Annotated in this window: 29 protein-coding genes; 16 read left to right on the top strand and 13 right to left on the bottom strand. The window is 71.0% G+C overall.

Features of this window, described 5'->3' with window-relative positions; translation table 11 throughout:
- The first annotated feature begins 68 nt into the window (after window positions 1–68).
- Window positions 69–1,181: a hypothetical protein gene (locus ACQPZX_RS23080; RefSeq protein ID WP_433384069.1), complete on the top strand. Its 1,113-nt coding sequence runs from the start codon at window positions 69–71 to the stop codon at window positions 1,179–1,181.
- A gap of 4 nt (window positions 1,182–1,185) precedes the next feature.
- Here ACQPZX_RS23080 and ACQPZX_RS23075 read toward each other — a convergent pair whose 3' ends face one another.
- Window positions 1,186–2,598, bottom strand: a complete 1,413-nt coding sequence (locus ACQPZX_RS23075) for a GTPase (protein WP_433384067.1) — start codon at window positions 2,596–2,598, stop codon at window positions 1,186–1,188.
- Between the two features lie 122 nt (window positions 2,599–2,720).
- Here ACQPZX_RS23075 and ACQPZX_RS23070 point away from each other — a divergent pair, with 122 nt between their 5' ends.
- Window positions 2,721–3,008 carry a hypothetical protein gene (locus tag ACQPZX_RS23070; RefSeq protein WP_433384065.1) on the top strand — a complete coding sequence of 96 codons (288 nt, stop codon included), beginning with the start codon at window positions 2,721–2,723 and terminating at the stop codon, window positions 3,006–3,008.
- Complete coding sequence (locus ACQPZX_RS23065) at window positions 3,005–3,397, top strand: hypothetical protein (protein WP_433384063.1); 393 nt, start codon at window positions 3,005–3,007, stop codon at window positions 3,395–3,397. The genes ACQPZX_RS23070 and ACQPZX_RS23065 overlap by 4 nt, the downstream gene beginning before the upstream one ends.
- A gap of 5 nt (window positions 3,398–3,402) precedes the next feature.
- Here ACQPZX_RS23065 and ACQPZX_RS23060 read toward each other — a convergent pair whose 3' ends face one another.
- The 3 genes from ACQPZX_RS23060 to ACQPZX_RS23050 all read right to left on the bottom strand — a co-directional run bounded on the left by ACQPZX_RS23060 (window position 3,403) and on the right by ACQPZX_RS23050 (window position 5,349).
- Window positions 3,403–4,155: an AraC family transcriptional regulator gene (locus ACQPZX_RS23060; protein ID WP_433384061.1), complete on the bottom strand. Its 753-nt coding sequence runs from the start codon at window positions 4,153–4,155 to the stop codon at window positions 3,403–3,405.
- Window positions 4,156–4,191: 36 nt separating this feature from the next.
- The gene (locus ACQPZX_RS23055; RefSeq protein ID WP_433384059.1) at window positions 4,192–4,494 is read right to left on the bottom strand and encodes a putative quinol monooxygenase; all 303 of its coding nucleotides are present in this window, start codon (window positions 4,492–4,494) and stop codon (window positions 4,192–4,194) included.
- Between the two features lie 72 nt (window positions 4,495–4,566).
- Window positions 4,567–5,349, bottom strand: coding sequence for a helix-turn-helix domain-containing protein (locus ACQPZX_RS23050; protein WP_433384057.1), 783 nt, complete (start codon window positions 5,347–5,349; stop codon window positions 4,567–4,569).
- Between the two features lie 86 nt (window positions 5,350–5,435).
- Between ACQPZX_RS23050 and ACQPZX_RS23045 the strand changes: the two genes are divergently transcribed.
- A complete protein-coding gene (locus ACQPZX_RS23045) occupies window positions 5,436–5,825 on the top strand; it encodes a nuclear transport factor 2 family protein (RefSeq protein WP_433384055.1) in 390 nt (129 codons plus the stop codon).
- On the opposite strand, the gene ACQPZX_RS23040 is transcribed toward ACQPZX_RS23045, so the two are convergent.
- A complete protein-coding gene (locus tag ACQPZX_RS23040) occupies window positions 5,826–6,176 on the bottom strand; it encodes a hypothetical protein (protein WP_433384053.1) in 351 nt (116 codons plus the stop codon).
- Between the two features lie 75 nt (window positions 6,177–6,251).
- Between ACQPZX_RS23040 and ACQPZX_RS23035 the strand changes: the two genes are divergently transcribed.
- Window positions 6,252–6,596, top strand: coding sequence for a hypothetical protein (locus tag ACQPZX_RS23035; RefSeq protein ID WP_433384051.1), 345 nt, complete (start codon window positions 6,252–6,254; stop codon window positions 6,594–6,596).
- Here the strand turns inward: ACQPZX_RS23035 and ACQPZX_RS23030 are convergent.
- Entirely contained in the window at window positions 6,541–7,002 is a 462-nt protein-coding gene (locus ACQPZX_RS23030) for a hypothetical protein (RefSeq protein WP_433384049.1), read from the bottom strand. The two genes, ACQPZX_RS23035 and ACQPZX_RS23030, sit on opposite strands and share 56 nt — an antisense overlap.
- A 133-nt stretch (window positions 7,003–7,135) precedes the next feature.
- On the opposite strand from ACQPZX_RS23030, the gene ACQPZX_RS23025 reads away from it, so the two are divergent.
- The gene (locus ACQPZX_RS23025) at window positions 7,136–7,786 is read left to right on the top strand and encodes a GNAT family N-acetyltransferase (protein ID WP_433384047.1); all 651 of its coding nucleotides are present in this window, start codon (window positions 7,136–7,138) and stop codon (window positions 7,784–7,786) included.
- Between the two features lie 55 nt (window positions 7,787–7,841).
- Window positions 7,842–7,985: a hypothetical protein gene (locus tag ACQPZX_RS23020; protein WP_433384045.1), complete on the top strand. Its 144-nt coding sequence runs from the start codon at window positions 7,842–7,844 to the stop codon at window positions 7,983–7,985.
- Here the strand turns inward: ACQPZX_RS23020 and ACQPZX_RS23015 are convergent.
- Window positions 7,982–8,638 carry a response regulator transcription factor gene (locus tag ACQPZX_RS23015; RefSeq protein ID WP_433384043.1) on the bottom strand — a complete coding sequence of 219 codons (657 nt, stop codon included), beginning with the start codon at window positions 8,636–8,638 and terminating at the stop codon, window positions 7,982–7,984. The two genes, ACQPZX_RS23020 and ACQPZX_RS23015, sit on opposite strands and share 4 nt — an antisense overlap.
- The gene (locus tag ACQPZX_RS23010) at window positions 8,635–9,741 is read right to left on the bottom strand and encodes a sensor histidine kinase (protein WP_433384041.1); all 1,107 of its coding nucleotides are present in this window, start codon (window positions 9,739–9,741) and stop codon (window positions 8,635–8,637) included. Before ACQPZX_RS23010 ends, ACQPZX_RS23015 begins: the two co-directional genes overlap by 4 nt.
- 87 nt (window positions 9,742–9,828) lie before the next feature.
- Between ACQPZX_RS23010 and ACQPZX_RS23005 the strand changes: the two genes are divergently transcribed.
- The 4 genes from ACQPZX_RS23005 to ACQPZX_RS22990 are packed head-to-tail and all read left to right on the top strand — an operon-like array spanning window position 9,829 to window position 13,372.
- The gene (locus tag ACQPZX_RS23005; RefSeq protein ID WP_433384039.1) at window positions 9,829–10,548 is read left to right on the top strand and encodes an ATP-binding cassette domain-containing protein; all 720 of its coding nucleotides are present in this window, start codon (window positions 9,829–9,831) and stop codon (window positions 10,546–10,548) included.
- Window positions 10,545–12,047, top strand: coding sequence for an ABC transporter permease subunit (locus ACQPZX_RS23000; protein WP_433384037.1), 1,503 nt, complete (start codon window positions 10,545–10,547; stop codon window positions 12,045–12,047). The genes ACQPZX_RS23005 and ACQPZX_RS23000 overlap by 4 nt, the downstream gene beginning before the upstream one ends.
- Window positions 12,044–12,769, top strand: a complete 726-nt coding sequence (locus tag ACQPZX_RS22995; RefSeq protein ID WP_433384035.1) for an ABC transporter permease — start codon at window positions 12,044–12,046, stop codon at window positions 12,767–12,769. Before ACQPZX_RS23000 ends, ACQPZX_RS22995 begins: the two co-directional genes overlap by 4 nt.
- A 12-nt stretch (window positions 12,770–12,781) precedes the next feature.
- The gene (locus ACQPZX_RS22990; RefSeq protein ID WP_433384033.1) at window positions 12,782–13,372 is read left to right on the top strand and encodes a TetR family transcriptional regulator; all 591 of its coding nucleotides are present in this window, start codon (window positions 12,782–12,784) and stop codon (window positions 13,370–13,372) included.
- Here ACQPZX_RS22990 and ACQPZX_RS22985 read toward each other — a convergent pair.
- Both ACQPZX_RS22985 and ACQPZX_RS22980 read right to left on the bottom strand, forming a co-directional pair.
- A complete protein-coding gene (locus ACQPZX_RS22985; RefSeq protein ID WP_433384031.1) occupies window positions 13,365–14,114 on the bottom strand; it encodes a DUF899 domain-containing protein in 750 nt (249 codons plus the stop codon). The genes ACQPZX_RS22990 and ACQPZX_RS22985 overlap by 8 nt on opposite strands.
- A 348-nt stretch (window positions 14,115–14,462) precedes the next feature.
- Window positions 14,463–15,284, bottom strand: a complete 822-nt coding sequence (locus ACQPZX_RS22980; protein WP_433384029.1) for an NmrA family transcriptional regulator — start codon at window positions 15,282–15,284, stop codon at window positions 14,463–14,465.
- 82 nt (window positions 15,285–15,366) lie between these two features.
- Here ACQPZX_RS22980 and ACQPZX_RS22975 point away from each other — a divergent pair, with 82 nt between their 5' ends.
- The 5 genes from ACQPZX_RS22975 (at window position 15,367) to ACQPZX_RS22955 (ending at window position 19,957) form a co-directional block, all read left to right on the top strand.
- Window positions 15,367–16,317, top strand: coding sequence for an AraC family transcriptional regulator (locus tag ACQPZX_RS22975; protein ID WP_433384027.1), 951 nt, complete (start codon window positions 15,367–15,369; stop codon window positions 16,315–16,317).
- 79 nt (window positions 16,318–16,396) lie between these two features.
- Window positions 16,397–16,738 carry a PadR family transcriptional regulator gene (locus tag ACQPZX_RS22970; RefSeq protein WP_433384025.1) on the top strand — a complete coding sequence of 114 codons (342 nt, stop codon included), beginning with the start codon at window positions 16,397–16,399 and terminating at the stop codon, window positions 16,736–16,738.
- A gap of 22 nt (window positions 16,739–16,760) precedes the next feature.
- A complete protein-coding gene (locus ACQPZX_RS22965) occupies window positions 16,761–17,831 on the top strand; it encodes a hypothetical protein (protein ID WP_433384023.1) in 1,071 nt (356 codons plus the stop codon).
- Between the two features lie 58 nt (window positions 17,832–17,889).
- Window positions 17,890–18,783, top strand: coding sequence for a hypothetical protein (locus ACQPZX_RS22960; protein ID WP_433384021.1), 894 nt, complete (start codon window positions 17,890–17,892; stop codon window positions 18,781–18,783).
- A 118-nt stretch (window positions 18,784–18,901) separates the two neighbouring features.
- The gene (locus ACQPZX_RS22955) at window positions 18,902–19,957 is read left to right on the top strand and encodes a hypothetical protein (RefSeq protein ID WP_433384019.1); all 1,056 of its coding nucleotides are present in this window, start codon (window positions 18,902–18,904) and stop codon (window positions 19,955–19,957) included.
- Here ACQPZX_RS22955 and ACQPZX_RS22950 read toward each other — a convergent pair.
- From ACQPZX_RS22950 to ACQPZX_RS22940, 3 genes are read right to left on the bottom strand one after another with little or no spacing between them, the layout of a single operon-like run.
- Window positions 19,954–20,823: a hypothetical protein gene (locus tag ACQPZX_RS22950; protein WP_433384017.1), complete on the bottom strand. Its 870-nt coding sequence runs from the start codon at window positions 20,821–20,823 to the stop codon at window positions 19,954–19,956. The two genes, ACQPZX_RS22955 and ACQPZX_RS22950, sit on opposite strands and share 4 nt — an antisense overlap.
- A 43-nt stretch (window positions 20,824–20,866) precedes the next feature.
- Complete coding sequence (locus ACQPZX_RS22945; protein WP_433384015.1) at window positions 20,867–21,493, bottom strand: formylglycine-generating enzyme family protein; 627 nt, start codon at window positions 21,491–21,493, stop codon at window positions 20,867–20,869.
- The gene (locus ACQPZX_RS22940; protein WP_433384013.1) at window positions 21,490–21,834 is read right to left on the bottom strand and encodes a MerR family transcriptional regulator; all 345 of its coding nucleotides are present in this window, start codon (window positions 21,832–21,834) and stop codon (window positions 21,490–21,492) included. The genes ACQPZX_RS22945 and ACQPZX_RS22940 overlap by 4 nt, the downstream gene beginning before the upstream one ends.
- Between the last annotated feature and the right edge of the window lie 21 nt (window positions 21,835–21,855).

Raw genomic sequence — 21,855 nt, 5'->3', positions numbered from 1 at the left:
TCAGCACTCTTGGCGTCAGATCGGTCCCCGCGATGCCGCCCCCGGCAACGAGTTGATCAAATGGTCGGATGACCGACGAGGAGATCATCGAGCGCCTCCGGCGGGCGCGAGGCCGCGACCTGACGCCGGGCCGGATCGGCCGGCACCGCGTGCTCATCGACACGATCAGCCTGCCCGCCGGCGTGGTGACCACCGTCCACCGCGTGCGGGACGGCCAGGTCACGGTCGTACGCGCGAGCGCCGGCTCCTTCCGCGACGACGTGGCCGAGGCCCTGCTCGACGTGCCACCCGTCCCGCCCGGATCGGTCCAGCCGATCCCCGTCGACCTGCCCGGCCTGCGACTGACCCACGCCCTCGTGCTCAGCCCGGAGCCCAACGACGAAACCGTCGCCGTCGTGGCCGTCCACCACAGCGAGGTCCGGCCGGGCGAGCCGGAGAAGACGTTCCGCGGCTCGATCTCCTCCCACGGCACCGGCCTGTTCCACCACCTGAACGACTGGAACCGGCGCCCGATCCCCCGCGCCGACGCCCGCCTGCTCGACGACTGGCCGGGCGGCATGATGCGCCGTTCGGCGAAGCTGCACCCGTGGCAGGCCGAACGGTTGCTGACCCGCGTCGCGCCCGACGGCCCCGCCGCCGTACGCGTCGAAATCCATGACATGCGCGGACACGTCCTCGTCCTGCGACGCCACTGGGATCGCGGCGTCGGCACGCTCACCTTCCCCAGCGGCGCCTCGGCGCCGATCGACCTGCCGAGGCGCGACCTGTGGGCAGCGCTCGGCCCGGTCTTCCGCGGTGAGGACCTTCGCGGTCTGGTCACGGATTCTCCGGGTGCGCCTGAGCGTGATGTCCTGGAGATGCGCTACCAGACCGAGGATCGGGGCTGGGCGTCGCTGCCCGTGATGGAGGCGCTCGACAGCTGCGTGGCCCGCCTCGACCGCCAGATCCTGCGGACCGCCGGCAACTGGGCGGTCTTCACGTCCCGCTCGGACGCGGTGATCCAGGTCGAGTGCACCGAGGACGGCGAGCTCTGGCTGGAGACCCCGGACCCCGGCGCCGAGAGCTCCCAGGGCCGCGTGGTGAGCGTCCCGGAGGCCGCCGCCCTCCTGGAGATCCTGGCCCGCGAGGACCGCAGCGCCGTCGCCGACCTCCCCGGCGTGCAGACCGTCGCCTGGGCCTGACCTCCTAGAAGAACCACCCCACGACCGCCTTCACGGCGCCCTTCATCAGCTTGACTCCCTTGTCGAGCACGCGGGCGATCGCCAGCACCGACTTGCTCGGCTCCCGGACGTCGGCACCGACGGCCTGATGGATGTGCTGGTTCACGGTCTTGTCGAAACGGCCGCGGTTGTCGATGTAGATCTGCTGGTGGACGGTCACGGCCGGCTGCGCCTTCACCGTGTGGACCTCGTGAAACCCTTCGCGTGGCTTGTGGGGCGCCGGCGGCGCGGAGTTGACGATCTCGCCGACGAGCACGGGCGGCTTCGGCTTCGGCCGCACTTCCAGCGCTGATGAGCGCGGCGCCGCTTGCACAGCGCGGGGGGCAGGCGGCGACCACACAGCCGGGACGGGGCGGCTCGGGGCGGGCGGCGCTTTCGACTTGGCCTTTCCGTTGTCCTTCTTCTTCCCGCTGCCCCTGCCGTTGCCCTTCGCCGCCGGGGCGGCTCCGTCGGTGAAGGAGAGCCGCTCGGCCGTGGCCATGAGCAGGCTGCCCGCACCGAGCGGAGGCATCCGCTCGAGAGTGGTCTGGAAGAGCTCGCCGAGCCAGCGCTCGCCGGAAGGCGTCCGCTCGTGCTCGTTCGTCACACCGACGAAGGGGACGCCGGCCGCGATCCGATGGGCCTCGTCCGCGGAGGCGCCGCACTCGACCAGCGTGGTCCCGATCCGTTCCCGCAGCACCCGGCTCCGCTTCTCGAGCCGGTCGATGTAGGCATCGGCCGCCTGGAACATGTCGGCATGCGTCAGGACGACCACCATCTGGTCCCAGATCTTCAAACCGAACGCCACCGTCAGGTCGTGCAGCGCTTCGATCTCGTCCACCCGGACCCGGTTCTCCACCAGTGTGCTGACGAACCAGCAGCAGTCGAGGCCCTTCTCCTCGACCGCCGCGCGGGTGTCCAGAAGGTACTCGCCGTTCTTCTTGGCGCCGTCGCACAGGCCGGGAGTGTCGGTCACCCGCACCGGGACGCCATAGATCTCGGTGTCGTACGACACCACGCTTGCTGTGACCGGCACGTGGTCGCCGACCGGGGCGATCTCGGCGCCGAGGAAGTAGTTGATCGTGCTGGACTTGCCGACGCCCGTACGCCCGACGAGCAGGAAGGACAGCCGCCGCTCCCGGCTCTTCTGCAGGAAGACCAGCACCGGGGAGAGGGAGGTGAAGAGCTCGACCCGGATACGCATGTCCGGTTCCTCGCGGATGGCGGCGGTCCACTCCGCGAGGTAGTCGTAGCCCATGTAGGTGAACCAGAGCTCGAAGTCGTCGCGGGCAAGATGATGAGCCGCGGCCGCCTTGTCCTCCCGGCAGCAGGCGATCAGCTCATCGATGGTGCGGGCCACGCGGCCGTTGTGGAACCGGAACGGATTTCGCTCGACCATTCGATTTCCCCGGGTGTCGTCTCGACCAGGCGGGACCAGCGCAAGCCATGGTATGCCCGCGGAACAAGACAATCGATCGGGTGACGCCCGAACGTGTTGAAACGGTGTCTCACTGTAGGGGCATGCAGATCGTCGAGGTGAGCGTGGTGGGGGTCCGCTCCGCCGTGCTGCAGCTGAAGCGCGCCGACACGCCGCTGCGCTTTCATTTCTTTCCGATGGTCCACATCGGTGAGCCGGACTTCTATGCCTGCGTCGCCGACCGGCTGCGCCGCTGCGACCTCATCGTGGCCGAGGGCGCGGTGCGCTGGCCGCCGGCTACCAACTGCCGGCGTGGTTCCGGCGTTCCGGGCTGGTCGAGCAGGACATCGCGTACGAGAGCCTCGGTGTTCCCGTTGTTTATCCGGACATGACCGCCCGGCAGTTCGCGGACGGCTGGCGGGGCGTTCCGTGGCGGCAGCGCGCCACCGCCGCCGTCATGTCGCCGCTGGTGGGCCTCGATCGGCTGGCGTTCGGCTCGCGGCAGGCGATGGCCCGTCACCTGGAGCTGAGCGACACCGACTGGCGCGAGGGCATCGCGGGGATCGACTCGATGGACGAGCTGATGAGCCTGCTGGGCGAGCAGCGCGATCGGCTGCTGATCGCCGAGCTGAGCAGGATCCACCGCGAGCACATGCACGAGCCGATCACCGTCGCCGTCGTGTACGGCGCGGCCCACGTCGCCCCGGCGATCCACGGCATGTGCGCCGTCAACCGCTATCAGCCGCGCGGCGTCGAGTGGCTGACCGTCTTCGGCTTCTAGTCGCCTCAAGGGCGGAAGCTGAGCCGGTACTCCGTGGGCGTGCGCCCGGTCAGCTCGCGGAACGCGGCGTTGAACGCCGACAGCGAGCTGTAGCCGACGCTGAACGCGATCGCGGTGATCGGCAACTCGTCGTCGGCCAGCTTCTCGACCGCCGCCAGGATCCGCATCCGGCGCAGGGCCGCCCGCCACGTCATGCCGGTCTCGTCCTCGAACCGCCGGGCCAGCGATCGCGGCGCCAGCCCCACCTCGCCGGCGATGTCCTCGAAGCGGGCCTCGCCGCCGAGCCGCTGTTCGGTCAGCCGCAGCGCCTTGCGAAGCTCCGGCGAGCGCCCGGCCGGCACCACGACCGGGCTCGGTCGTTCGGCCAGCCGCCAGCAGACCGCCGCCAGGGCGGCGAACATCGTTTCGCCGTACGCCGGAAGGGGCTCCTCGCCCGGGCCCCAGGCGCCGCATTCGGTGAGCAGGGCGCCGGCCAGCCGGTTCAGATCGAACACCGCCAGCGGCGCCGCCGGTGCCGGCACGAAGTCGACGGCGAACAGCACCGACGCGGTCGTGACCGGCTGCGGGATGCTCACCCGGATCGGCCGGCCCGCCTCGATGAGGGCCGCCCGGGCCGGCGGCAGCAGCCACGCCTGGCCCTGCGCCTCCAGCCGCAGGACGCCGGCCGAGGCGCAGAGCAGGTAGTGGCGGTCGACGCACAGCTCCCGCTCCGGCTCGGCCGGGAATGTCCGCACGAAGCTGTACGCCGGGCGGGTCATCGACGCTCTCGCACGAGCTGATCGTAAAGGCCGCCGTCAGCGCACGGTCTCCAGCAGCTCGGCGCGGAAACGCCGGCTCACCGGCGCACCGGCCATGAGCGGCCGGAGCACCTCGCCCGAGCGGGCGAACGAGGCCGAGCTCGCGTACCCGGCGAACGACTCCTCGTCCTCCCACTCGTGCACCAAGGTCACCTTGGTGTCGTCCTCCCGGCCGGCGTAGACCCGGAAGGCGATGTTGCCCGGCATGGCTTGCACCTCGCCGCGCTCCTTGTCGAGCTGGGCGAGGGCGGCCGGGCGGTCGGCCGCGGCGGTGTTGAAGTCCAGGATGGCGATGAACATGAATGATCTCCTCGGATCGGGCGGCGACGGCCGCTTGGTCACCGCTCGATACTCGCCCGCCGGCACGGTGGCTCACCGCCGCTGGTCGGACAGGTTCACGCTCGCATCGGACAGGTAGGCGGCGCTCTCCGCGTCGGCCGGGTAGTAGGACTCGATCGCGATCTCGTCGACCGTGATGTCCATCGGGGTGCCGAAGGTGGTGATGGTCGAGAACAGCCGCAACTCCCGGCCGTCGATGCGAATGATCATCGGGATGACGACGTCCGCGTCGACTCGCCGGCTCGATATGTCGGAAGCCAGCAACTCGTCGTAAAGAGCGGCGAGCTCAGGGTCGGGGGCGACGGCGAGCTGACGGGCGATTCGCGTACGGAACACCGCGCGCACATCGGCCAGATTGACGACCATCTGAGCGAGCCCGTCCGGGTGCAGCCCCAGCCTCACCAGGTTCACCGGTGGCCGCAGCAGGTCGGGAGCAACCCGCGCGAAGAACGGGTCGACGGCGCGGTTGGTCATCACGATGTTCCACCGGCGATCGAAGACCACCGCCGGGTACGGCTCGTGCGCCCGCAAGACCCGGCTGATCGCGTCGTGGACCGCCGACAGACGTTGATCGCCGAGCGCGCGCTCCGCGTACCGGGGTGCGAAGCCGCCGGCGAGCAACAGCTGGTTGCGGTCGCGCAGCGGCACGTGGAGCTGATCGGCGAGCCGGAGGATCATGTCGGCGCTCGGGCGGGACTTACCCGTCTCGACCAGGCTCACGTGCCGAGCCGAGACGTCCGCGGCGATGGAGAGGTCCCATTGGCTGAGTCCTCGGCGGTGTCGCCATTGCCGCAGCAGTTCCCCGACCGTGTGCACGAGAGCACAGCGTACGCATCCTGGAACCGGCCGCCATGAAATGCGAGTTCATCGACAACCCTCGCGAACGCCGTGACACTGCGTTCATGACCTTGGAGAACAAGAGCCTTGTCCAGCGCGCCCTGGCCGGGCTCATCGAAACAGGTGACGTCGATACGCTCGCGCCATTCCTGAGCGACGATTTCGTCCATCACCGGCCGGATTCCAGCACCTCGACCAAGATGGAATGGCTCGGAGCCGTGCACGCCGCGCTGACACCTCTGGCCGGCATGCAGGTCGAGATTCACCAGCTGCTGGCCGACGGTGATCACGTCGTGATGTATTCGCGGCGGCGGCTCCCCGGCGATGGGCCCGCAATCGCGGTCGTCGACATCTGGCGGATCGACGACGGGCTGATCGCCGAGGGGTGGGAAATCATCGAGCCGCTGTCCCAGGTGGCCGCCAACCTGGTGTGGTGGGAAACCGCGCGACGCTGATCAGCCGGCCGCCGCGTCGAGCTCCTGCAGCAGTTGATGAGCGGCCAGCTCGACATCCTTGTGGCGCCATTCCATCGCCCGGTAGACGCAGGCGATGAGCCCGGTCCGATGGATGCGGCGGAAATCGCCGTACACGAATGCGTAGCGGCTCTTGGTCTCGTCGCCGGCGCCTTCGGTGAGGCCGAGGTGCCATTCGCCGTACTCCGGCCAGGAATGCCGCTCCAGGAAGCTGTTCTCGGCGTCGGCGCGCGGCTGGACGCTGCCCCAGTCGCTGTCCAGCACGTACTGCCGGGCCTGGATGAGATGCTGCGCCCGCTGCACGGCCGCGGGATTGACGGAGTAGGTCGCCATGCCTGTCAGGCTTACCCCGCCGGGCGGTACCGGTAATCTGCACGACGGGACAATCCGACGAAGGGGTAGCGGATCATGAGCGGCGACACCAGCACGGACGCCAGCAACGCGGAGCCGTCGGGCGAGAACGGCGACGCCGTGCTCGCCCGCGTCACCCCCGGCATGGCCGTCATCGACGTCGACGGCGAGCAGGCCGGCACGGTCGGCGGCGTCCACTTCGCCGGCACCGACGTCCTGCCCGAGGCTCCCCTCGGGGTCGCCGAGAACCTGGTCGACACCGGCTACCTGCTCATCGACGGCGCCGGGCACCTGTCCAACGACGCCTACGCCGGCGGCGATCAGATCGACGACGTGGCCGACGTGGTCACGCTGAACGTGCGCCGCCTGGACCTGGTCCGGGTCGAGTCCACGACCGCCTGACCAGGGTATGGAAGCTTCCCGCCTGCCCGAAGGCCTGTGACCAGCGGGCGGCGTCACCCACCGCGGCTGAGCCGCCCAGACCGGTAGCGGCCAGCAGCTGCGACCACTGACGCCCGTTGAGGGTCGGCACCCGCAGCGCGGGAAACGTGGCGATCACCGCGATGTCCGACACCACCTTTCCGCGTATCACCAAGGATCGAAGCCGCGTGAAGGGCGCGAAGTCCGCGAAGCGAACCGGCTCGTCCGCGCGCAGCACAATCCCCTGAGCCGTCACCGGCACCTTCGCGAGGCTGTCCACCCTGACCTCGGGATCCGGCGGTGACGGACGCTCGTCGCCAAGCGTCGCGATCGCGCGGCGAAGCAGATCGGCGACCGACGCGGTGACGTATTCGACCGGCGCCCACACGTCCCGCCCCGAACGCCTCACCCAGCCAGTGCAGAACCTCGTCGATCTCGGTCACGCCGGGATTGTGCCGGCCACGAGTCGCCAGGATCGTGCTGGTCGGCAGCACAGCGTCGCACGGTCTCATACTTGTCCGGTGAGAGAGCTGATCGCCCGGTGGCAGCGGGGCTGGAGTGTGGCGCGGGGTCTCCCCGCAGCCGAGGACGTCGGGGGTGGCCTCCGCGTGCGCTGCCTGCAGCCGGGCCGGGACGTCGAGTACGTCGCCTTCGACGCGAGGAACATCGACGGGCTGGCCGATCGGGTGCACCGCGAGCAGGAGATCACCTGGCTGACGGTGCCCACCACCGACCCGGAAGCGACCGCCGCGCTGCTCCAGGCCAAGGGCCTGATCCTGCTCAAGCGGGCCGAACAGCTGATGACCATCGATCTGCGTCAGCACCCGGAAAGCAAGCTCACCGGCCCCTACAGCCTCGAGACAAGCGTGGACCGGGGTGCGATCACGGCGACGGTGCGCCACGAGTCGGGCGAGATGGCGGCCAAGGGCACGATGGGCCTCAGCGGCGAGGACGCGGTCGCCGACCGGATCGAGACGGCGGCGGCGCATCGGCGGCGGGGGCTCGCCAGCGTGGTCATGGGCGAGCTGGCGCGGGCGGCCGCCGGCCACGGGGCGCGGCACGGGATCCTCATCGCCAGCGAGGACGGGCAGCGGCTCTACACGGCCCTCGGCTGGCACACGGAGGCCGTCGTGCTGATCGCCACCACGCCGGGCAACGACCACCCGGACTGAGCGCGCACCGTTCGGGTGACGCGGCCGGCCCGGGCGCAGGCGTAGCGTGCGGCGCATGAGCAGGCCCTTCAGCTGTCGCCTGGGCTGGCACAAGTGGGTGGGTCGTTCCACCTCGGACGGCGGGCGCTTCCAGCAGTGCGCGCGCTGCGAGAAGGTGGACGACCGGTCCAAGCTGCCGCCCGGCGCCGCCGGCATCTAGGCGATGCGGTAGCCGACACCCGGCGTCGTCGTGATGACCGGCGGGTCCCCCAGCTTGCGCCGTAAGCGGCCGATGGTCACGGTGACGGTGTTGGTGAACGGGTCGGCGTTCTCGTCCCAGACCTGTTCCAGCAGGGCCTCGCTGCTCAGGTAGGCCGGCGTGGCCCGCATCAGCGCCTCCAGCACGGCGAACTCCTTCACCGACAGCGCCAACGGCACGCTGCCGCGGGTCGCGGTGCGGGTGATCGGGTCGAGTTCCAGGCCGGCCACGCGCAGCGTGCGGGGGCGGGCGGCGGGCTGGCGGCGGGCCAGCGCCCGGACCCGCAGCACGAGCTCGGGAAAGTGGAACGGCTTGGCCAGGTAGTCGTCGGCGCCGAGGGTGAGGCCGCGGACCCGGTCGTCGGCCGAGCCGGCGGCGGTCAGCATCAGGACCATCGAGCGGTCGTCCCGCGAGGTGATCATTTGGCAGAGCGTGTCGCCGTGCAGGCCGGGCAGGTCGCGGTCGAGGACCACGACATCGTACGAGTTGACGTCCAGTTTCGAGGCGGCGGTGAGCCCGTCGTACGCGATGTCCACCGCCATGCCCTGATCGCGCAGGCCTTCGGCGACCACGTCGGCGAGCGCGCGGGCGTCCTCGACCACCAGCACCCTCATGCCGGCACCGCCACGGCGAGCGGCAGCGCCACCGTCACGAGAAGTCCGCCGTCCGGCCGCGCCGCCAGGGAGAGCCGGCCTCCGTGGGCGGCCGCCACCGCGTCGACGATCGACAGGCCGAGGCCGGTGCCGGATCCGGTGCGCTCGCGACCCAGCCGATGGAACGGGCGGCCGAGCGCCGCGACCTGGGCGGAATCGAGCACCTCGCCGGTCGATTCGACCTCCAGGACCGCCTCGGAGCCGCGCGCGGCCACCGATACGCGCACCCAGCCACGAGGACCGGCGTTGTGCCGGAAGGCGTTGTCGATCACGTTGCCGACCAGGCGGGCGAGCAGCACCGGGTTTCCCCGCGTCGCCACCTCGGCGTGCAGATCCTCAAAAACGTCGACATCATCATCCGTACGGGATCGCAGCAGCTCCGACGCCAGGGCGGTGAGCGAGACCGCCTCCCGATCGTCGAAGGCCCCGTGCTGGGCGCGCGCCAGCAGCAGGAACCCCTCGAGCAGCCGGTCGACCTCGTCGAGCGAGCCCCGGACGCGATCGGCGAGCACGGCGGTCTCCTGGGGCACCGGCCCGGGCTTGGCCATCGCCACATCGACCGAGGCGCGCATGGTGGCCAAGGGTGTCCGCAGCTCGTGCGAGGCGTCGGCCACGAACCGCCGCTGCGCCGCGAACGACTCCTCCAGGCGCGCGAGCAGGTCGTCGATGGTGTCGGCGAGGGCTTTGACCTCGTCGGCGGGCCCGCGCACCGCCAGCCGCTGGTGCAGGTTGTCGGCCGTGATGCGCCGGGTGGCCTGAGTGAGCACGCGCAGCGGGCGCAGCACCCGCCCGGCGAGGAACCGCCCGAGCAGCAGCGACAGCAGCACCGTCACGCCCAGCCCGGTGATCAGTCCGAGCAGCAGCTGGCGCGCGTGCGCCTCGTCGGACTCGGCGAGCTGTTCCTGGAGGCGGGCGATCTGCACCTCGGCCGGCGCGTGCGCCCCGCCCGCCGGCGCCTGCATGGTGCTCTGCGTGCTGAGGGCGCCCACGATCGCGAGCAGGCCGAGACCGGAGACAAGCACCATCGCCCCGTACAGGAGCGTGTAACGCAGCCGCACACCCATCGGCCAAGCATGCCCGCCCGCACCTAACAGAAGGGTGACAACAGGCGTTCCGCCGAAGTTACCCGCACTTCCGTAGGAATTGCGGCCATGGAAGCCATCATCGAAGTCAGCGAATTGCGCAAGCGGTTCGGCGCGAGCGTCGCGCTGGACGGCATGACGTTCACGGCCGGGCCGGGCCTGGTCACCGCGTTCGTCGGCCCCAACGGATCGGGCAAGACGACCACCATGCGGGTGGTTCTGGGCCTGGACCGGCCGGACGCGGGGACCGCGCTGGTCGGCGGCCGCCCCTACGTCACCCTCGACCGGCCGCTCACCCACCTCGGCGCGCTCATCGATCCGGGCGCCCTGCAGCCGGGCCGCTCCGGCCGCAACCACCTGCTGTGGCTGGCCCAGTCGCAGGGCCTCGGCGCGCGGCGCGTCGACGAGGTGCTCGACCTGACCGGCCTGCGACCGGTGGCCCGACGCCAGGCGAACGGCTATTCGCTGGGCATGCGTCAACGGCTGGGGATCGCGGCCGCGCTGCTCGGGGATCCGCCGATGCTGATGCTGGACGAGCCGTTCAACGGGCTCGACCCGGAGGGTTTCGTGTGGATGCGCGGCCTGCTGCGGTCCCTCGCCGACGAGGGCCGGGCGGTGCTGGTGTCCAGTCACCTGATGAGCGAGTTGCAGGACATCGCCGGGCACGTCGTGGTGGTCGGCGCCGGCCGGGTGGTGGAGTCCGCGCTGACCACCGAGCTCACGTCCCGCTTCGGCTCGCTGGAGGCCGCGTACCTGGAGCTCACCCGCGGCCTGGGGGTGCTGTCATGATCGGCGCCGGGGGCCCGGGGCTGCGCGCCGTCCGGGCCGAGCTCACCAAGCTGCGCAGCGTCCGGGCATGGGTCGTCGGGATCGCGATGATCTTCGTGGTAATCGTCGGGCTCGGCGCGCTGGGCGCGGAGGGCATCCAGGTCGACTGCCCGGACGGCCCCTGCCCCAAGCCGCCGACCGGTCCGGGCGGGGAGGCGGTCCGGGACCAGTTCTCGTACGTGCACCAGCCGCTCGACGGCGACGGCCAGCTGACCGCGCACATCGCCTCGTTCGAAGGGATCATCACTTATCCCCCGCCGAACCACGACACGATCGTCAACGGCCTGGTTCCCTGGGCCAAGGCGGGTCTCATGGTGAAGGACGGCACGAACGAGGGCGCCGCCTACGCCGCCGTGATGCTGACCGGCTCCCACGGCGTTCGCATGCAGCACGCGTTCACCGAGGACAAGGCGGGTCCGGCGAACGCGTCGTGGCTCCGCCTGGCCCGCAAGGGCAACACCATCACCGGGTACGCCTCGGCGGACGGCGCGACGTGGCAGAAGGTCGGCGAGGCCGATCTCGGCGACCTTCCCCAGGCCGTACAGATCGGATTGTTCGTGGCCTCCCCCAGTGACGTGACTTCCAAGGCCAACGCCCGCGGCGGCTCGATCGTGCAGGCGCGGTGGACGCAGGCCACGGCGGCCTTCGACCAGATCGACCGCCAGGGCGAATGGACCTTCACCGACGTGGGCGACGAGGGGTTGCGCACCGACTGGGAGAAGAACAACGAGCCGGCCGGCGTCACCCGCGACGGCGGCCAGTTCCGGGTCACGGGCAGCGGCGACATCGCGCCCGCCGGCAACGAGGCCGGGCCGACGCTCACCTTCACCCTGATCGGCATGATCGGCGCGCTCATCGCGGCCATCATCGTGGGCGTCCTGTTCATCACCGGGGAGTACCGGCGCGGCCTGATCCGCACCACCTTCGCGGCGACACCCGCGCGCGGCCGTCTCCTGACCGCCAAGGCGATCGTCATCGGCGGCGTCACCTTCGTGATCGGGCTGGTCTCGGCCGCCATCGCCCTCCCCCTCGGGCGCTTCCTCGTCGAGAGCAACGACGGCTACCTCCTGCCGGCCAGCCTCGGCACGCAGCTCCGGGTCATCACGGGGGCGGGGCTGCTGCTTTCGCTGACGGCGATTCTCGCGTACGGGATGGGCGCCACCCTGCGCCGCGGCGTGCTCGCCGTGACCGCGGCGATCGTGCTGGTCGTCCTCCCCTACCTGCTGGCCACCGCGTCGATCCTCCCCGCCGGGGCCGCGGTGTGGCTGCTGCGGCTCACCCCCGCGGCGGGATTCGCGTTCCAGCAGGTGCTGCCCGCGTATCACCAGGTGAAGATCCCCTACAGCCCGTCGGACGGCTATTTCCCGCTGTCGCCGTGGGCGGGGCTGGGAGTTGTGGCGGTGTGGGCGGTGGCCTTCGTGGGCCTGGCCGTGTTCCGCGCGCGGAGGGCCGACGCGTGAGACTCGCCCTGCGCGCCGAATGGGCGAAGCTGCGCACGGTCCCCGACGCCGCCGTCGCCGTGCCGCTGATCGCCCTGCTCACGGTGGCGGTCTCGATTCCCGCCGCCACCGCCTCGAGCGCCGATGTCGTGAAGTCCAGCCTGCTCGGCGTGCAGCTGGGCCAGGCGGCAGTGGCGGTCTGGGCGGTGCACGCGCTGGCCGGCGAGTACGGCACCGGCCTGATCCGGGCCACGTTCACCGCGCTCCCCCGCCGCTTCGACGTGCTGCTGGCCAAGGCCGCGCTGCTGCTCACCGGGGTGCTCGCGGCGTGCGTGCCCGCGATCGTCGCGTCGGTGGTCTTCGCGCGCGTCTACGCCGACGGCTATCCCTCGCTGGGCTCCGCCGCGGTGCTGCGGGCGGCCACCGGCTCGGTGCTCTACCTGTGCCTGATCACGCTGCTCGCGCTGGGCGTGGCCGCCGCGGTCCGCAGCGCCGTGGCCGCCTCCGGCATCGTCCTGGGCCTGCTGTACCTGACCCCGGCCGTGCTCGGCATGTTCAACAACGAGGACTGGCAGCACTGGATCTACCGGCTGTCCCCGTCGACCGCCGGCCTCTCGATCCAGTCCAGTGTGGATCTGGCGGGCCTGCCGATCGGGCCGTGGGCGGGACTCGGGGTAGCCGCGGCCTGGGCTTTCGGCGTTTTCGGGGTCGGGGCTCTCATCCTGCGAGGCCGCGATGTGTAGCCTGTCAGGCCCATGGAGGTCACGCCGTCGTACCGGGAGGCGAATCGCGCCCGCCTGCGCGAGTCGCTGATCCGTGCCGCGCGCGATCTCACCGTCTCGCAGGGCTGGGACGGCGTCCGGATGGTCGACGTGGCCGCGGCGGTCGGGGTTAGCCGCCAGACCGTGTACAACGAGTTCCACGACCGGGCCGGGCTCGCCGAGGCGCTCGCCGTGAGCGAGGTGCGACGGTTCGCCCAGCAGGTGCGGGCGGCGCTGTTCACCCACGGCGGGGACGTGCGCGCCGCCGCGTACGCCGCCCTGCTCCTGACTCTCGACGAGGCCGCGCGTAACCCGCTGGTCAGGGCGATCCTGACCAGCGGGCGCGGCGGCGCCGAGGAGCTCCTGCCCTACCTCACGACCCGATCCGAGATCGTGCTCACCGAGGCCGGCGGCGTGCTCGTCGAGTGGGCCGGCGTGCACCTGCCCGACCTGCCGGCCGAGGCGATCGTGCTGGCGGTCGACTCGGTGATCCGGCTGACGGTCAGCCACATCATCCTGCCGCTCGCCACCACGGCGGAAACCGCGTCGTCGCTCGCCGAGGTCTTCGTGCGGCTGCTCAGCTGAAGTCGGGCACCGCCGCCTTGCCGCCCCGGCCCTCGGGCCGCTCCCACTCCTCCTGACGGCCGAGCGCGGTCATGTCGAGGACCCCGTAGGAGCCGCCCAGCTGCTCGCTGCCGCGGGCGAACGTCGAATACGTGTGGAACACCTCGTCGCCCACCCGCAGGAAGCAGCTCATGCCCGGCTGCTCCATCGGCTGGTCCTTGGCGTCGAGCAGCCACTCGAAGCCGGCCTCGCGCAGCTCTGCCGGCCCGCGGTAGTTGAACTGCACCGGCGTCACCGACTCGTCGATCGTCACGTGGAAGTCGTAGTTGAAGTCCGAGCCGTACGACGAGTACATCGGGATGGTCCAGCCGCGCTTGGCCCGGTACTTCTCCAGCTTCGCGATCGGGGCGCGGGCGACCACCGCGTACACGGTGGAACGGGCCCGCAGGTGCCGCAACAGGCCGTCGGAGAGCTCGTCGACGCCGGCAGTGCAGCTGCTGCAGCCGTCCTCCCAGTCCGGATGGAACATGAAGTGCTGGACGACCAGCTGCTGCTGACCGTCGAACAGATCGATCAGCCGCACCGGGCCGTCCGGCCCCTCGAAGCGGTAGTCCTTCTCCACCCGTACCATCGGCAGCTCCCGCCGCCGGGTGTTCAGCGCGTCCTTCGCCCGCAGCGCCTCTTTCTCGCTGCGAAGCAGCTCCCGCCGCGCGGCCTCCCACTCGTCGCGCGACACGATCGTTGGCAGATTCAGCTCAGTCATACGTCTATAGACTGCCGCCGGCCCCGAAAGTAATCGGTCACCGCCGGCCCGGCCACCGACGGAGAGCTCGGCGAGCATCGGACGAACGCCGCCACCGGCGGCCTCGATCCGGCCACCGCCCCGGAGATCTCGGCGTGGGGCCGCAAGCCGGCGCCCCGAGACGGCTGATCGCGTCCTCCCGGTTGCGGGCCGCCCGCATCCAGGGCGGCCGTCCCACCAGCGTGATGCCGCCGCTTCCGCGCAGCGCCGCACCGAGGTAGTCCTCGTGCGGCACGAGCCGGATCCTGAGGTCCCCGTACCGTTCCATGCGCCGAGACTCTCAGAAACACCCCGCCGCACACACCGCATTTATTTCCATACGCCGGTCGCCGCGGCAGCCCGGACGAAGTCGCGGAAGTCGCGCGCCTCGTGGCCGGTCACCCGCTTCACGTCGTCGGTCACGTGGGCGTTGCGGCCGTCGAGGATCCGGGCGAACAGGTCCGTCAGGCCCTCGGCCTCCTCGGCCGGCACCCCGTCGGCGACCATCCGGGAGGTGCACTCCTCGCGCGTGACCCGCTCGAACCGGACCGGCCGGCGGGACGCCGCCGAGATCAGCTCCGCCGCCTCCGCGAACGTCACCAGGCGCGGTCCGGTCAGCTCGTACGTCCGGCCCTGATGCCCGTCCTCGGTCAGCGCCGCGACGACGACGTCGGCCACGTCCTCCAGGTCGACGAACGGCTCCGGCACGTCGGTCGGCAGCGCGATCACCCCGCTGAGCACCGGCGGGAGCAGGAAGTGCTCGTTGAAATCCTGCGCGAACCACGTCGAGCGCACCACGGTCCACTCCGCGCCGGACTCGCGGACGCCCTGCTCGCTGACCTCGGCCTCCTCCTCGCCGCGGCCGGACAGCAGCACCAGCCGGCGCACGCCGGCCTCGACCGCGAGCCGCGCGAACTCGCGGATCGACTCCGCCGCGCCGGGAAACGCCAGGTCGGGGTAGTAAGTGAGGTATGCGGCCGTGACGTCGCGCAGAAGCGGCGCCCAGGTGGCCGGGTCGGCGTTCCAGTCGAAGGCCGGCTGCCCGGAACGGGAACCGATGCGCACGCCGAGGCCGCGATCGGTGAGCCGGTCGATGACGCGGCGGCCGGTCTTGCCGGTGCCGCCGATCACGAGGTACGGGTTCTCAGTCATATATCGATTACCTCGCGGCGCGGTGAGACGGAAACATGGTCGAGAAGCTTCGCCGCATACGCGATCGTCTAGGGTGGGTCGGGTGGACGCGCTCGCCGGACTTCTCGACGGCCCCCGGGCCCGGGGCGCCTTCCTGCTGCGCGTGGTGCTCGACCCGCCGTGGTCGATGCGCATCGAGGACAGGGCGCCGCTCGCCGTCGCGTCGATCGTGCGCGGCGTCTGCTGGGTGATGCGCGACGGCGCCGAGCCGATCCCGCTCGGCCCCGGCGACGTGCTCATCGCGCGCGGGCCCGACCCGTACGTGGTCGCCGACGACCCCGCCACGCCGCCGCAGGTGATCATCCACCCCGACGAGCGCTGCACGACGCTGTACGGCGAGGACCTGTCGATCGCCATGGACCGCGGGGTGCGGACCTGGGGCAACACCGACGCCGGCGAGTCGGTGATGCTGGTCGGCGCGTACCAGGGCGCCGGAGAGATCACCGACAGCCTGCTGCGGGCGCTCCCGCCGCTGCTCGTGCTGCGCGCGCACGAGTGGGACAGCCCGCTCATCCCGCTGCTCGCCGCCGAGATCACCAAGGACGACCAGGGCCAGTCCGCGGTCCTCGACCGGCTCCTCGACCTGCTGCTGATCGCCGCGCTGCGGGCCTGGTTCGACCGGTCGGAGACCGCGCCCGGCTGGTTCCGCGCCCAGGCCGACCCGGTCGTCGGCCGGGCCCTGCGGATGCTGCACAACCACCCGGCCCACCCGTGGACGGTGGCCGCGCTGGCCGGCCGGATCGGCGTGTCCCGGGCCGCGCTGGCCCGGCGCTTCACCGAGCTGGTCGGCGAGCCGCCGATGTCCTACCTGACCAATTGGCGCCTCGCGCTGGCCGCCGACCTGCTCCGCGAGCCCGACGCCACGATCGCCGCGGTGGCCCGCCAGGTCGGCTACAGCAGCGGCTTCGCATTGAGCGCGGCGTTCAAGCGGGTGCGAGGAGTCAGCCCGCGAGCAGCCCGCGCTGTCGCCTCGGCGTCAGCATCGCCGGGGTAACGAGCTCGACGCGCCCATCGTCGCCAACGCATCGATGCACGGCTTCGCCGATAGGACGATCAACTGTATATTGGCGGCCATGGCGGGCATGCGGCGACCGAGCTTTCTGATCCTGTCGGCGCTCGCTCCGGCCCCGCTGCACGGGTACGCGGTGATCAAGGAAGTGGCGCGGCTGTCGGACGGCCGGACGCGCCTCGCCGCCGGCACGTTGTATGCGGCACTCGACCGGCTCGACGACGAGGGCCTCGTCGAGGTCGACCGTGAGGAGACTGTCGACGGCAGGCTCCGCCGCTACTACCGGCTGACCGATCCGGGCATCGCCGCACTGGCCGCCGAGGCCGAGCAGATGCGCCGCGACGCACGGATGGTCACCCAACGGTTGAGCGGAGCCCGCCCCGCCGGTGCCCCCCGCCCTGCGTGAACCGACCCCTGAAGGGATCACCATGCCCGACGGCATCCGCACCATGCGTCTGGCCCGCAGGTACCGGCGGTGGCTGTTGGCCTACCCGCGAACGTATCGGCACGAGCGTGGTCCGGAGATCCTCGCGACGCTGCTCGACGCCGCTGACCCTGGCCGATCCCGGCCGGCCGCACGCGAGGCCGCGCTGCTGCTGCGGCACGGCTTCGGCCGGCGTCTCGCCCAGTTCGGGCGCCGGGCGTTCGTGATCGCGGCATTCGCGGCCGTGCTCGGTGGGCTGTGCGGGATCGCGCTCGGCTCGTGGCTGGCCTGGCGGGACGTGGACCCGATGGCGCCGGACAAGACCACAGCGATCGGCCTCGCGCCGACGGTCCTGCCGGTCCCCTTCGACGACAGGATCTACCAGTTCGGGCGGCAGACCTTCTGGAACCCGTACAGCAACAACACTTTGCACGGCGGTACCGGCGTACGTGCCGGCCGGACCAGTGTGACCGGCATGATGCCCCCGCAAGCCGGCGTGGAGCAGGTCGCCGCCGCCGTCACCCGGCAGATGCGCGCACACGGCTGGCAGGACGTGCGGACCACGGTCCATCGCAATGATCCGCAGACTGCGCCCGCCGTGTTCGCCGAGGTGACCGGCACGCGCGCCGGCTATCTCGCCGCCGTGCAAATCACCGAAGCCGAATCCAACCCGTCCGCTCTGAATCTCGACCTGATGTGGGCCGAGCCGCCCGGCCACCTGCGCGACACCATCCTCGGCGGCCTGGCCGGCGCTCTGCTCGGCGCCCTGCTCGGGCTTTACACCTCGAAGCGCATGCGCCGCTACGGGCCTGGCAGGCAGCGGGCGTACTCAAGACTCTGCGTCGCCACGCTGCTGATGCTCGCCCCGGCCTGTCTGGGCAACATCCCCACCTCGACCGGCTCCCTGCTGGCCAACACCCACCGCAACGGCCACGGTCCCTCGGTGTACTGGGGCGGTTTCGTGTTCTTCGGGGCCGAGCCGCTCGCCATCCTGTCGCTCGTCCCGATCCTCGCGATCGTCGTCTGCTGCGTCTGGCCACAGCGGGCAACCGTCCGCACGCCCACGACGGCCTGAGCCTGGCAACCCGCGATGAGACTATGCCTCGGTGTCGCCGGCTGGGAGACTGGCGGCCGTGCAGCCCTCCCGCACGGTCGCGGTGGTGGAGATCTCGGCGGAGAAGGTCACCTTCGCCGACGCCGTCCTGGCCGACCTGGCCCGCCCGGCCGCCGGCGACGAGCAGCCGTGCCGATGGCTGCACCTGTCCGATCCCGGCGATCTGGCGTCGGCGCTACGCGCCGCCGAACCGGGGCCGGACGCGTCGTGGCAGATGTTTCGCATCCCCTTCGCGCGGATCGTCCGCTCCGGCATGTGGGGACCAACGCTGTCGGAGCAGACCGTCATCGTCCATGTCACGGATAACGGCGTGGTCAGCCTCGACGATGACGCCGGTCCCTCCGCCGTTGAGAGCGCCCGGGCCCAACTGCGGGACAGCCGTGCCCTCCGCGCCGCCGGGCCGATGGGCGTGGTGGCGGCCCTGTTGCTGGAGGCCGTCGCGTCGATCGGCACGGCGCACGCCGCCGTGGCCGAAAGCGTCGACCGGGCCGCTGACGACGGCGGGCAATCGCCCCTCGCGGCCGATCTCGCCTTCCTCGCCCGCCAGGAGGCCCTCAAGCTGCACGGCCTGGCCCGGCGCCTGACCACCGAATGGTCGCGGTTGCCCGCCGGCATCACCGGCACCGAGATGGCGACCGCGATGACCGAGGTGACCATCCTCGGCGAGTGGTCCGCGGATGTGTGGAGCTTCGCCCAGGGCAAGGCCGCCATGTACCTGAACGAGACCATGGCCCGGCTCGCCGCCTGGTCGCTGTCGGCCGTCGTCCCGTCGATCCTCATCGCCCTGGTCAGCCTCATCGCGGCGGTGAGCCCGGCTGGACGCAACCCGATCTTCCTGTGGGTCGCCGCCGTCACCATCGCCGGGGTGAGCCTGGGCGTGTACGCCTTCCTCCGCCGCCGTCGTCTCCTCTGATCCGGCGGAGCGGGATCCGACGGGCCTGGGTGGCGGTCATGTCCGCCCTTTCAGACGATCACCCCCGCCACCGCACTCGATAGCTTGCACCGGGCAGATCAGACATTCGGGAGGCGGAGTGGGCCGCGCACGGTCGAAAGCTTGGCAGTCGACATTGCTCACGCTGCTCGGCCTGGTCATCAGCACCGGGCTCGGCCTCCTCGCCAACGCGATCGATCCCCACTGGACCAAGAACCACTGGTGGATCGTCGCGCTCCCCGTCGCGGCCGCGATCGTCGTCACCCTCATCAGGCAGGGCGGGAACGGCAAGCAGCTGGACACCATCGTGAACCGGGTGGCCGTGACCTCCCACGGCGACGGGGTGCTGCATCTGTTCGCCGTCACGGCGTCGGGAACGGTGATCCGGCGCCGGTATCGGGAGGGCGGCTCGTGGACCGACTGGGAGGATCACGGCTTCCCCAAGGCGACGGCGCACGATGTCGCCGCGGTCGCGCCCGCGCACGGTCGCCTCGAGACCTATGTGGCGGACCGCGACGGCGTGATCTGGGGCCGGCGATACGGGGCAAACGGCTGGTCGTCATGGAGCCAGGTCCCCGGCGACGGTCGCGTCGGGCCGGTCGCGGCGCTGGACGTCATGTCGGGATGGCCGGGTCACCGCGAGATCTACGCCGTCGGTCAGAACGGCAAGCTCGGGCACACGTGGCAGCGGGACGGGGAGGCGTGGTCCCGCTGGGCGTCGGCGCATCGGGACGGTTGCCGGGACGTCGCGCTGTCGGTGCCGAGCCCGGGCCAGATGGAGTGCTTCGTCCTGGACCGGGACGGTCAGCTCTGGCACCGCTGGTACGTGGACCAGCACTGGTCGGAATGGTGGTCTCTCGAGCAGCCACCCGACCGGACTCCGAGCATTGCCCTGTCCGCGCTGAACAGCAGGACAAACCATCAGGAGGTCTACGTGGTGGGCTCCTCGGGCGACTTCGCCCATCGATGGCATTGGCAGGGAAACGACTGGGACCGTTGGTACCCCATGCCCTCGCCGCCCGATCGTCTGATCGACGTCGCCGCCGGGACCACCAGCGCGAGCCACTACGAGGTTCTCGCGGCGGGCGCCGAGGGCGACATCTGGCGACGGACATACTCGCCTCAGACCGACTGGTCGAGCTGGCAGCGCGTCTAGGAGCGCTGCTGCTTGCCGGTCGCCGCCCAGCTGCGCAGCAGCGACATCTCGGCGGAGCGGGTGTCCAGCGAGCGGGTCTGGTGGTGGCCCTCCAGCTGGATCCACATGTCCAGGAAGTGCTGGATCAGCTGGCTCCGCGGGTCGGAGATGACCAGCTCGCACATCGTGCGGGGCTCGCGCTCGTTCTCGTCGGTCTCGCACAGCTCCTGCAACTGCAGGATCAGCACCTTGCGGTCGATGATGAGGAATTTGTACGGAAAGCTGGTCGGCGTCACCCGCAGCGACACGTCCCGGCCGGCCGAGTGCATTTCGCACATCTTCACGCAGTGGCGCGCGAAATTGTTCTCCGAATGGGCCTCGCCGGCCTCGTCGAAGGGCGCGTCGGTGTCGGGGACCTGCAGGTAGCGCCGGTAGCGGATGCCCGCCTTCTCCACCCGGTCGAGGATCGCGTCGAGGTGCCAGGCCATCACGTTCGACTGCATGGCGATGTCGGGGCGGACGCCGCTCTCGGTCACCCGATCGAGGACGAGGATTTCGCGTTGCGCGTCCTGGAAAGCCCGCACCACCAGGTCGTCGCCGGGCGTGCGGTACCGGTTGACGTCCTTGAGCATCTGGCAGCGGACGGTGATGTCCATGACCTTGAACAGGTCCTCGACGGACCGTTGCGTGCTGCGCGACATCGCCACCACGGCCGCCGACAGACCGATGACTGTGAGGCACAGCAGGCCGACCGCCATCTCGGTGAGCCGCCGCGGGCCGGTGATCTCGTTCTGCACGACGGCGCCGAGGATCGCGCCGGCGAAGGCGCTCGCCAGCGTGAGCACGACCAGCGATGTCTGTCCCGTCTTCTTTCCCGGTAGCGCCATGCTCTCCCCCTCGCGAGCCGATCTTCCGCCAGGGTAGGCGAAACTAACCGGGAGACCGTGCCAGGCGGAATCCGACATCCTCGATGCGCAGGCTCGGGTGGCTGCGCCGCCGGACGCCGGCCCGGCAGCTCCAGTGCTCGTCGAACCAGCCGCCGCCGCGCAGCACGCGATAGCTCCCGTACACCTCGGGGTCGTAGAGGTCCCAGCACCAGTCCCAGACGTTGCCGAGCATGTCGTGCAGGCCCCAGGCGTTGGCGCGCTTGCCGCCGACCGGGTGCGCCTGTTCGCCGGAATTCGCGCGGTACCAGGCGATCTCGTCGAGCTCGCCGTAGCGCGGCCCGGTCGTGCCGGCCCGGCAGGCATGCTCCCATTCCGCCTCGGTGGGCAGCCGGTAGCCGTCGGCGTCCGGGTCCCAGGTCACGGTTTCGCCGTCGATGACGTACGCCGGGGCGAAACTTTCCGCGGCCGACCGGCGGTTGCAGAACGAAACCGCGTCGATCCAGGACACTCCGGTGACCGGCAGCCGCGAGCCCGGCGACAGACCGTAAAGCTCCTCGGTCACCGGGAAAGCGCTCAGCGCGAACGCGGAAACCGGAACTTCCCAGGATCGTGACGTCCGGCGGTCGGCGAGGGTGACCCGGCCGGCCGGGACGGTGACCAGATCGCTCACGAAACGCGGTACTGCTCGACGAGGCCGGCCAGGATCTCACGCGTACGGGAAAGGTTGTCGATCTGGGTTTCCACCCGCGACAGTTCCGTTCGCAGGCGCCCGGCCAGCCACGGCGTGCGAAGCGACTCGTCGCTGATGCACGGCAGGACATCGTGGATGGTCGCGCTGTTCAGCCCGGCCGCCAGCAGCGACTGGATCAGCGAGACGCGCTCGACCGCGCCGGCCGGATAGACCCGCTGGCCGCCGGACGTGCGGGTGCTGGTGAGCAGCCCCTGCTCCTCGTAGTAGCGCAGCGACCGCGTGCTCGCCCCGGTCGCCGCGGACAGGTCGCCGATCCGCATCGATGTCTCCCGCGCCACAAA

The sequence above is a fragment of the Actinoplanes sp. CA-142083 genome (genome assembly GCF_050942195.1).
Classification (GTDB): Bacteria; Actinomycetota; Actinomycetes; order Mycobacteriales; family Micromonosporaceae; genus Actinoplanes.
Note: the sequence above shows the minus strand (reverse complement) of the source record. Positions and strands in the feature narration are given on the sequence as shown.

Excerpts from the sequence above, each read along its gene's own strand:
- ACQPZX_RS23080 (WP_433384069.1), top strand. The coding sequence starts at position 69 with ATGACCGACGAGGAGATCATCGAGCGCCTCCGGCGGGCGCGAGGCCGC.
- ACQPZX_RS23075 (WP_433384067.1), bottom strand. The coding sequence starts at position 2,598 with ATGGTCGAGCGAAATCCGTTCCGGTTCCACAACGGCCGCGTGGCCCGC.
- ACQPZX_RS23070 (WP_433384065.1), top strand. The coding sequence starts at position 2,721 with ATGCAGATCGTCGAGGTGAGCGTGGTGGGGGTCCGCTCCGCCGTGCTG.
- ACQPZX_RS23065 (WP_433384063.1), top strand. The coding sequence starts at position 3,005 with ATGACCGCCCGGCAGTTCGCGGACGGCTGGCGGGGCGTTCCGTGGCGG.
- ACQPZX_RS23060 (WP_433384061.1), bottom strand. The coding sequence starts at position 4,155 with ATGACCCGCCCGGCGTACAGCTTCGTGCGGACATTCCCGGCCGAGCCG.
- ACQPZX_RS23055 (WP_433384059.1), bottom strand. The coding sequence starts at position 4,494 with ATGTTCATCGCCATCCTGGACTTCAACACCGCCGCGGCCGACCGCCCG.
- ACQPZX_RS23045 (WP_433384055.1), top strand. The coding sequence starts at position 5,436 with ATGACCTTGGAGAACAAGAGCCTTGTCCAGCGCGCCCTGGCCGGGCTC.
- ACQPZX_RS23040 (WP_433384053.1), bottom strand. The coding sequence starts at position 6,176 with ATGGCGACCTACTCCGTCAATCCCGCGGCCGTGCAGCGGGCGCAGCAT.
- ACQPZX_RS23035 (WP_433384051.1), top strand. The coding sequence starts at position 6,252 with ATGAGCGGCGACACCAGCACGGACGCCAGCAACGCGGAGCCGTCGGGC.
- ACQPZX_RS23020 (WP_433384045.1), top strand. The coding sequence starts at position 7,842 with ATGAGCAGGCCCTTCAGCTGTCGCCTGGGCTGGCACAAGTGGGTGGGT.
- ACQPZX_RS23015 (WP_433384043.1), bottom strand. The coding sequence starts at position 8,638 with ATGAGGGTGCTGGTGGTCGAGGACGCCCGCGCGCTCGCCGACGTGGTC.
- ACQPZX_RS23010 (WP_433384041.1), bottom strand. The coding sequence starts at position 9,741 with ATGGGTGTGCGGCTGCGTTACACGCTCCTGTACGGGGCGATGGTGCTT.
- ACQPZX_RS23005 (WP_433384039.1), top strand. The coding sequence starts at position 9,829 with ATGGAAGCCATCATCGAAGTCAGCGAATTGCGCAAGCGGTTCGGCGCG.
- ACQPZX_RS23000 (WP_433384037.1), top strand. The coding sequence starts at position 10,545 with ATGATCGGCGCCGGGGGCCCGGGGCTGCGCGCCGTCCGGGCCGAGCTC.
- ACQPZX_RS22990 (WP_433384033.1), top strand. The coding sequence starts at position 12,782 with ATGGAGGTCACGCCGTCGTACCGGGAGGCGAATCGCGCCCGCCTGCGC.
- ACQPZX_RS22985 (WP_433384031.1), bottom strand. The coding sequence starts at position 14,114 with ATGACTGAGCTGAATCTGCCAACGATCGTGTCGCGCGACGAGTGGGAG.
- ACQPZX_RS22980 (WP_433384029.1), bottom strand. The coding sequence starts at position 15,284 with ATGACTGAGAACCCGTACCTCGTGATCGGCGGCACCGGCAAGACCGGC.
- ACQPZX_RS22970 (WP_433384025.1), top strand. The coding sequence starts at position 16,397 with ATGGCGGGCATGCGGCGACCGAGCTTTCTGATCCTGTCGGCGCTCGCT.
- ACQPZX_RS22965 (WP_433384023.1), top strand. The coding sequence starts at position 16,761 with ATGCCCGACGGCATCCGCACCATGCGTCTGGCCCGCAGGTACCGGCGG.
- ACQPZX_RS22950 (WP_433384017.1), bottom strand. The coding sequence starts at position 20,823 with ATGGCGCTACCGGGAAAGAAGACGGGACAGACATCGCTGGTCGTGCTC.
- ACQPZX_RS22940 (WP_433384013.1), bottom strand. The coding sequence starts at position 21,834 with ATGCGGATCGGCGACCTGTCCGCGGCGACCGGGGCGAGCACGCGGTCG.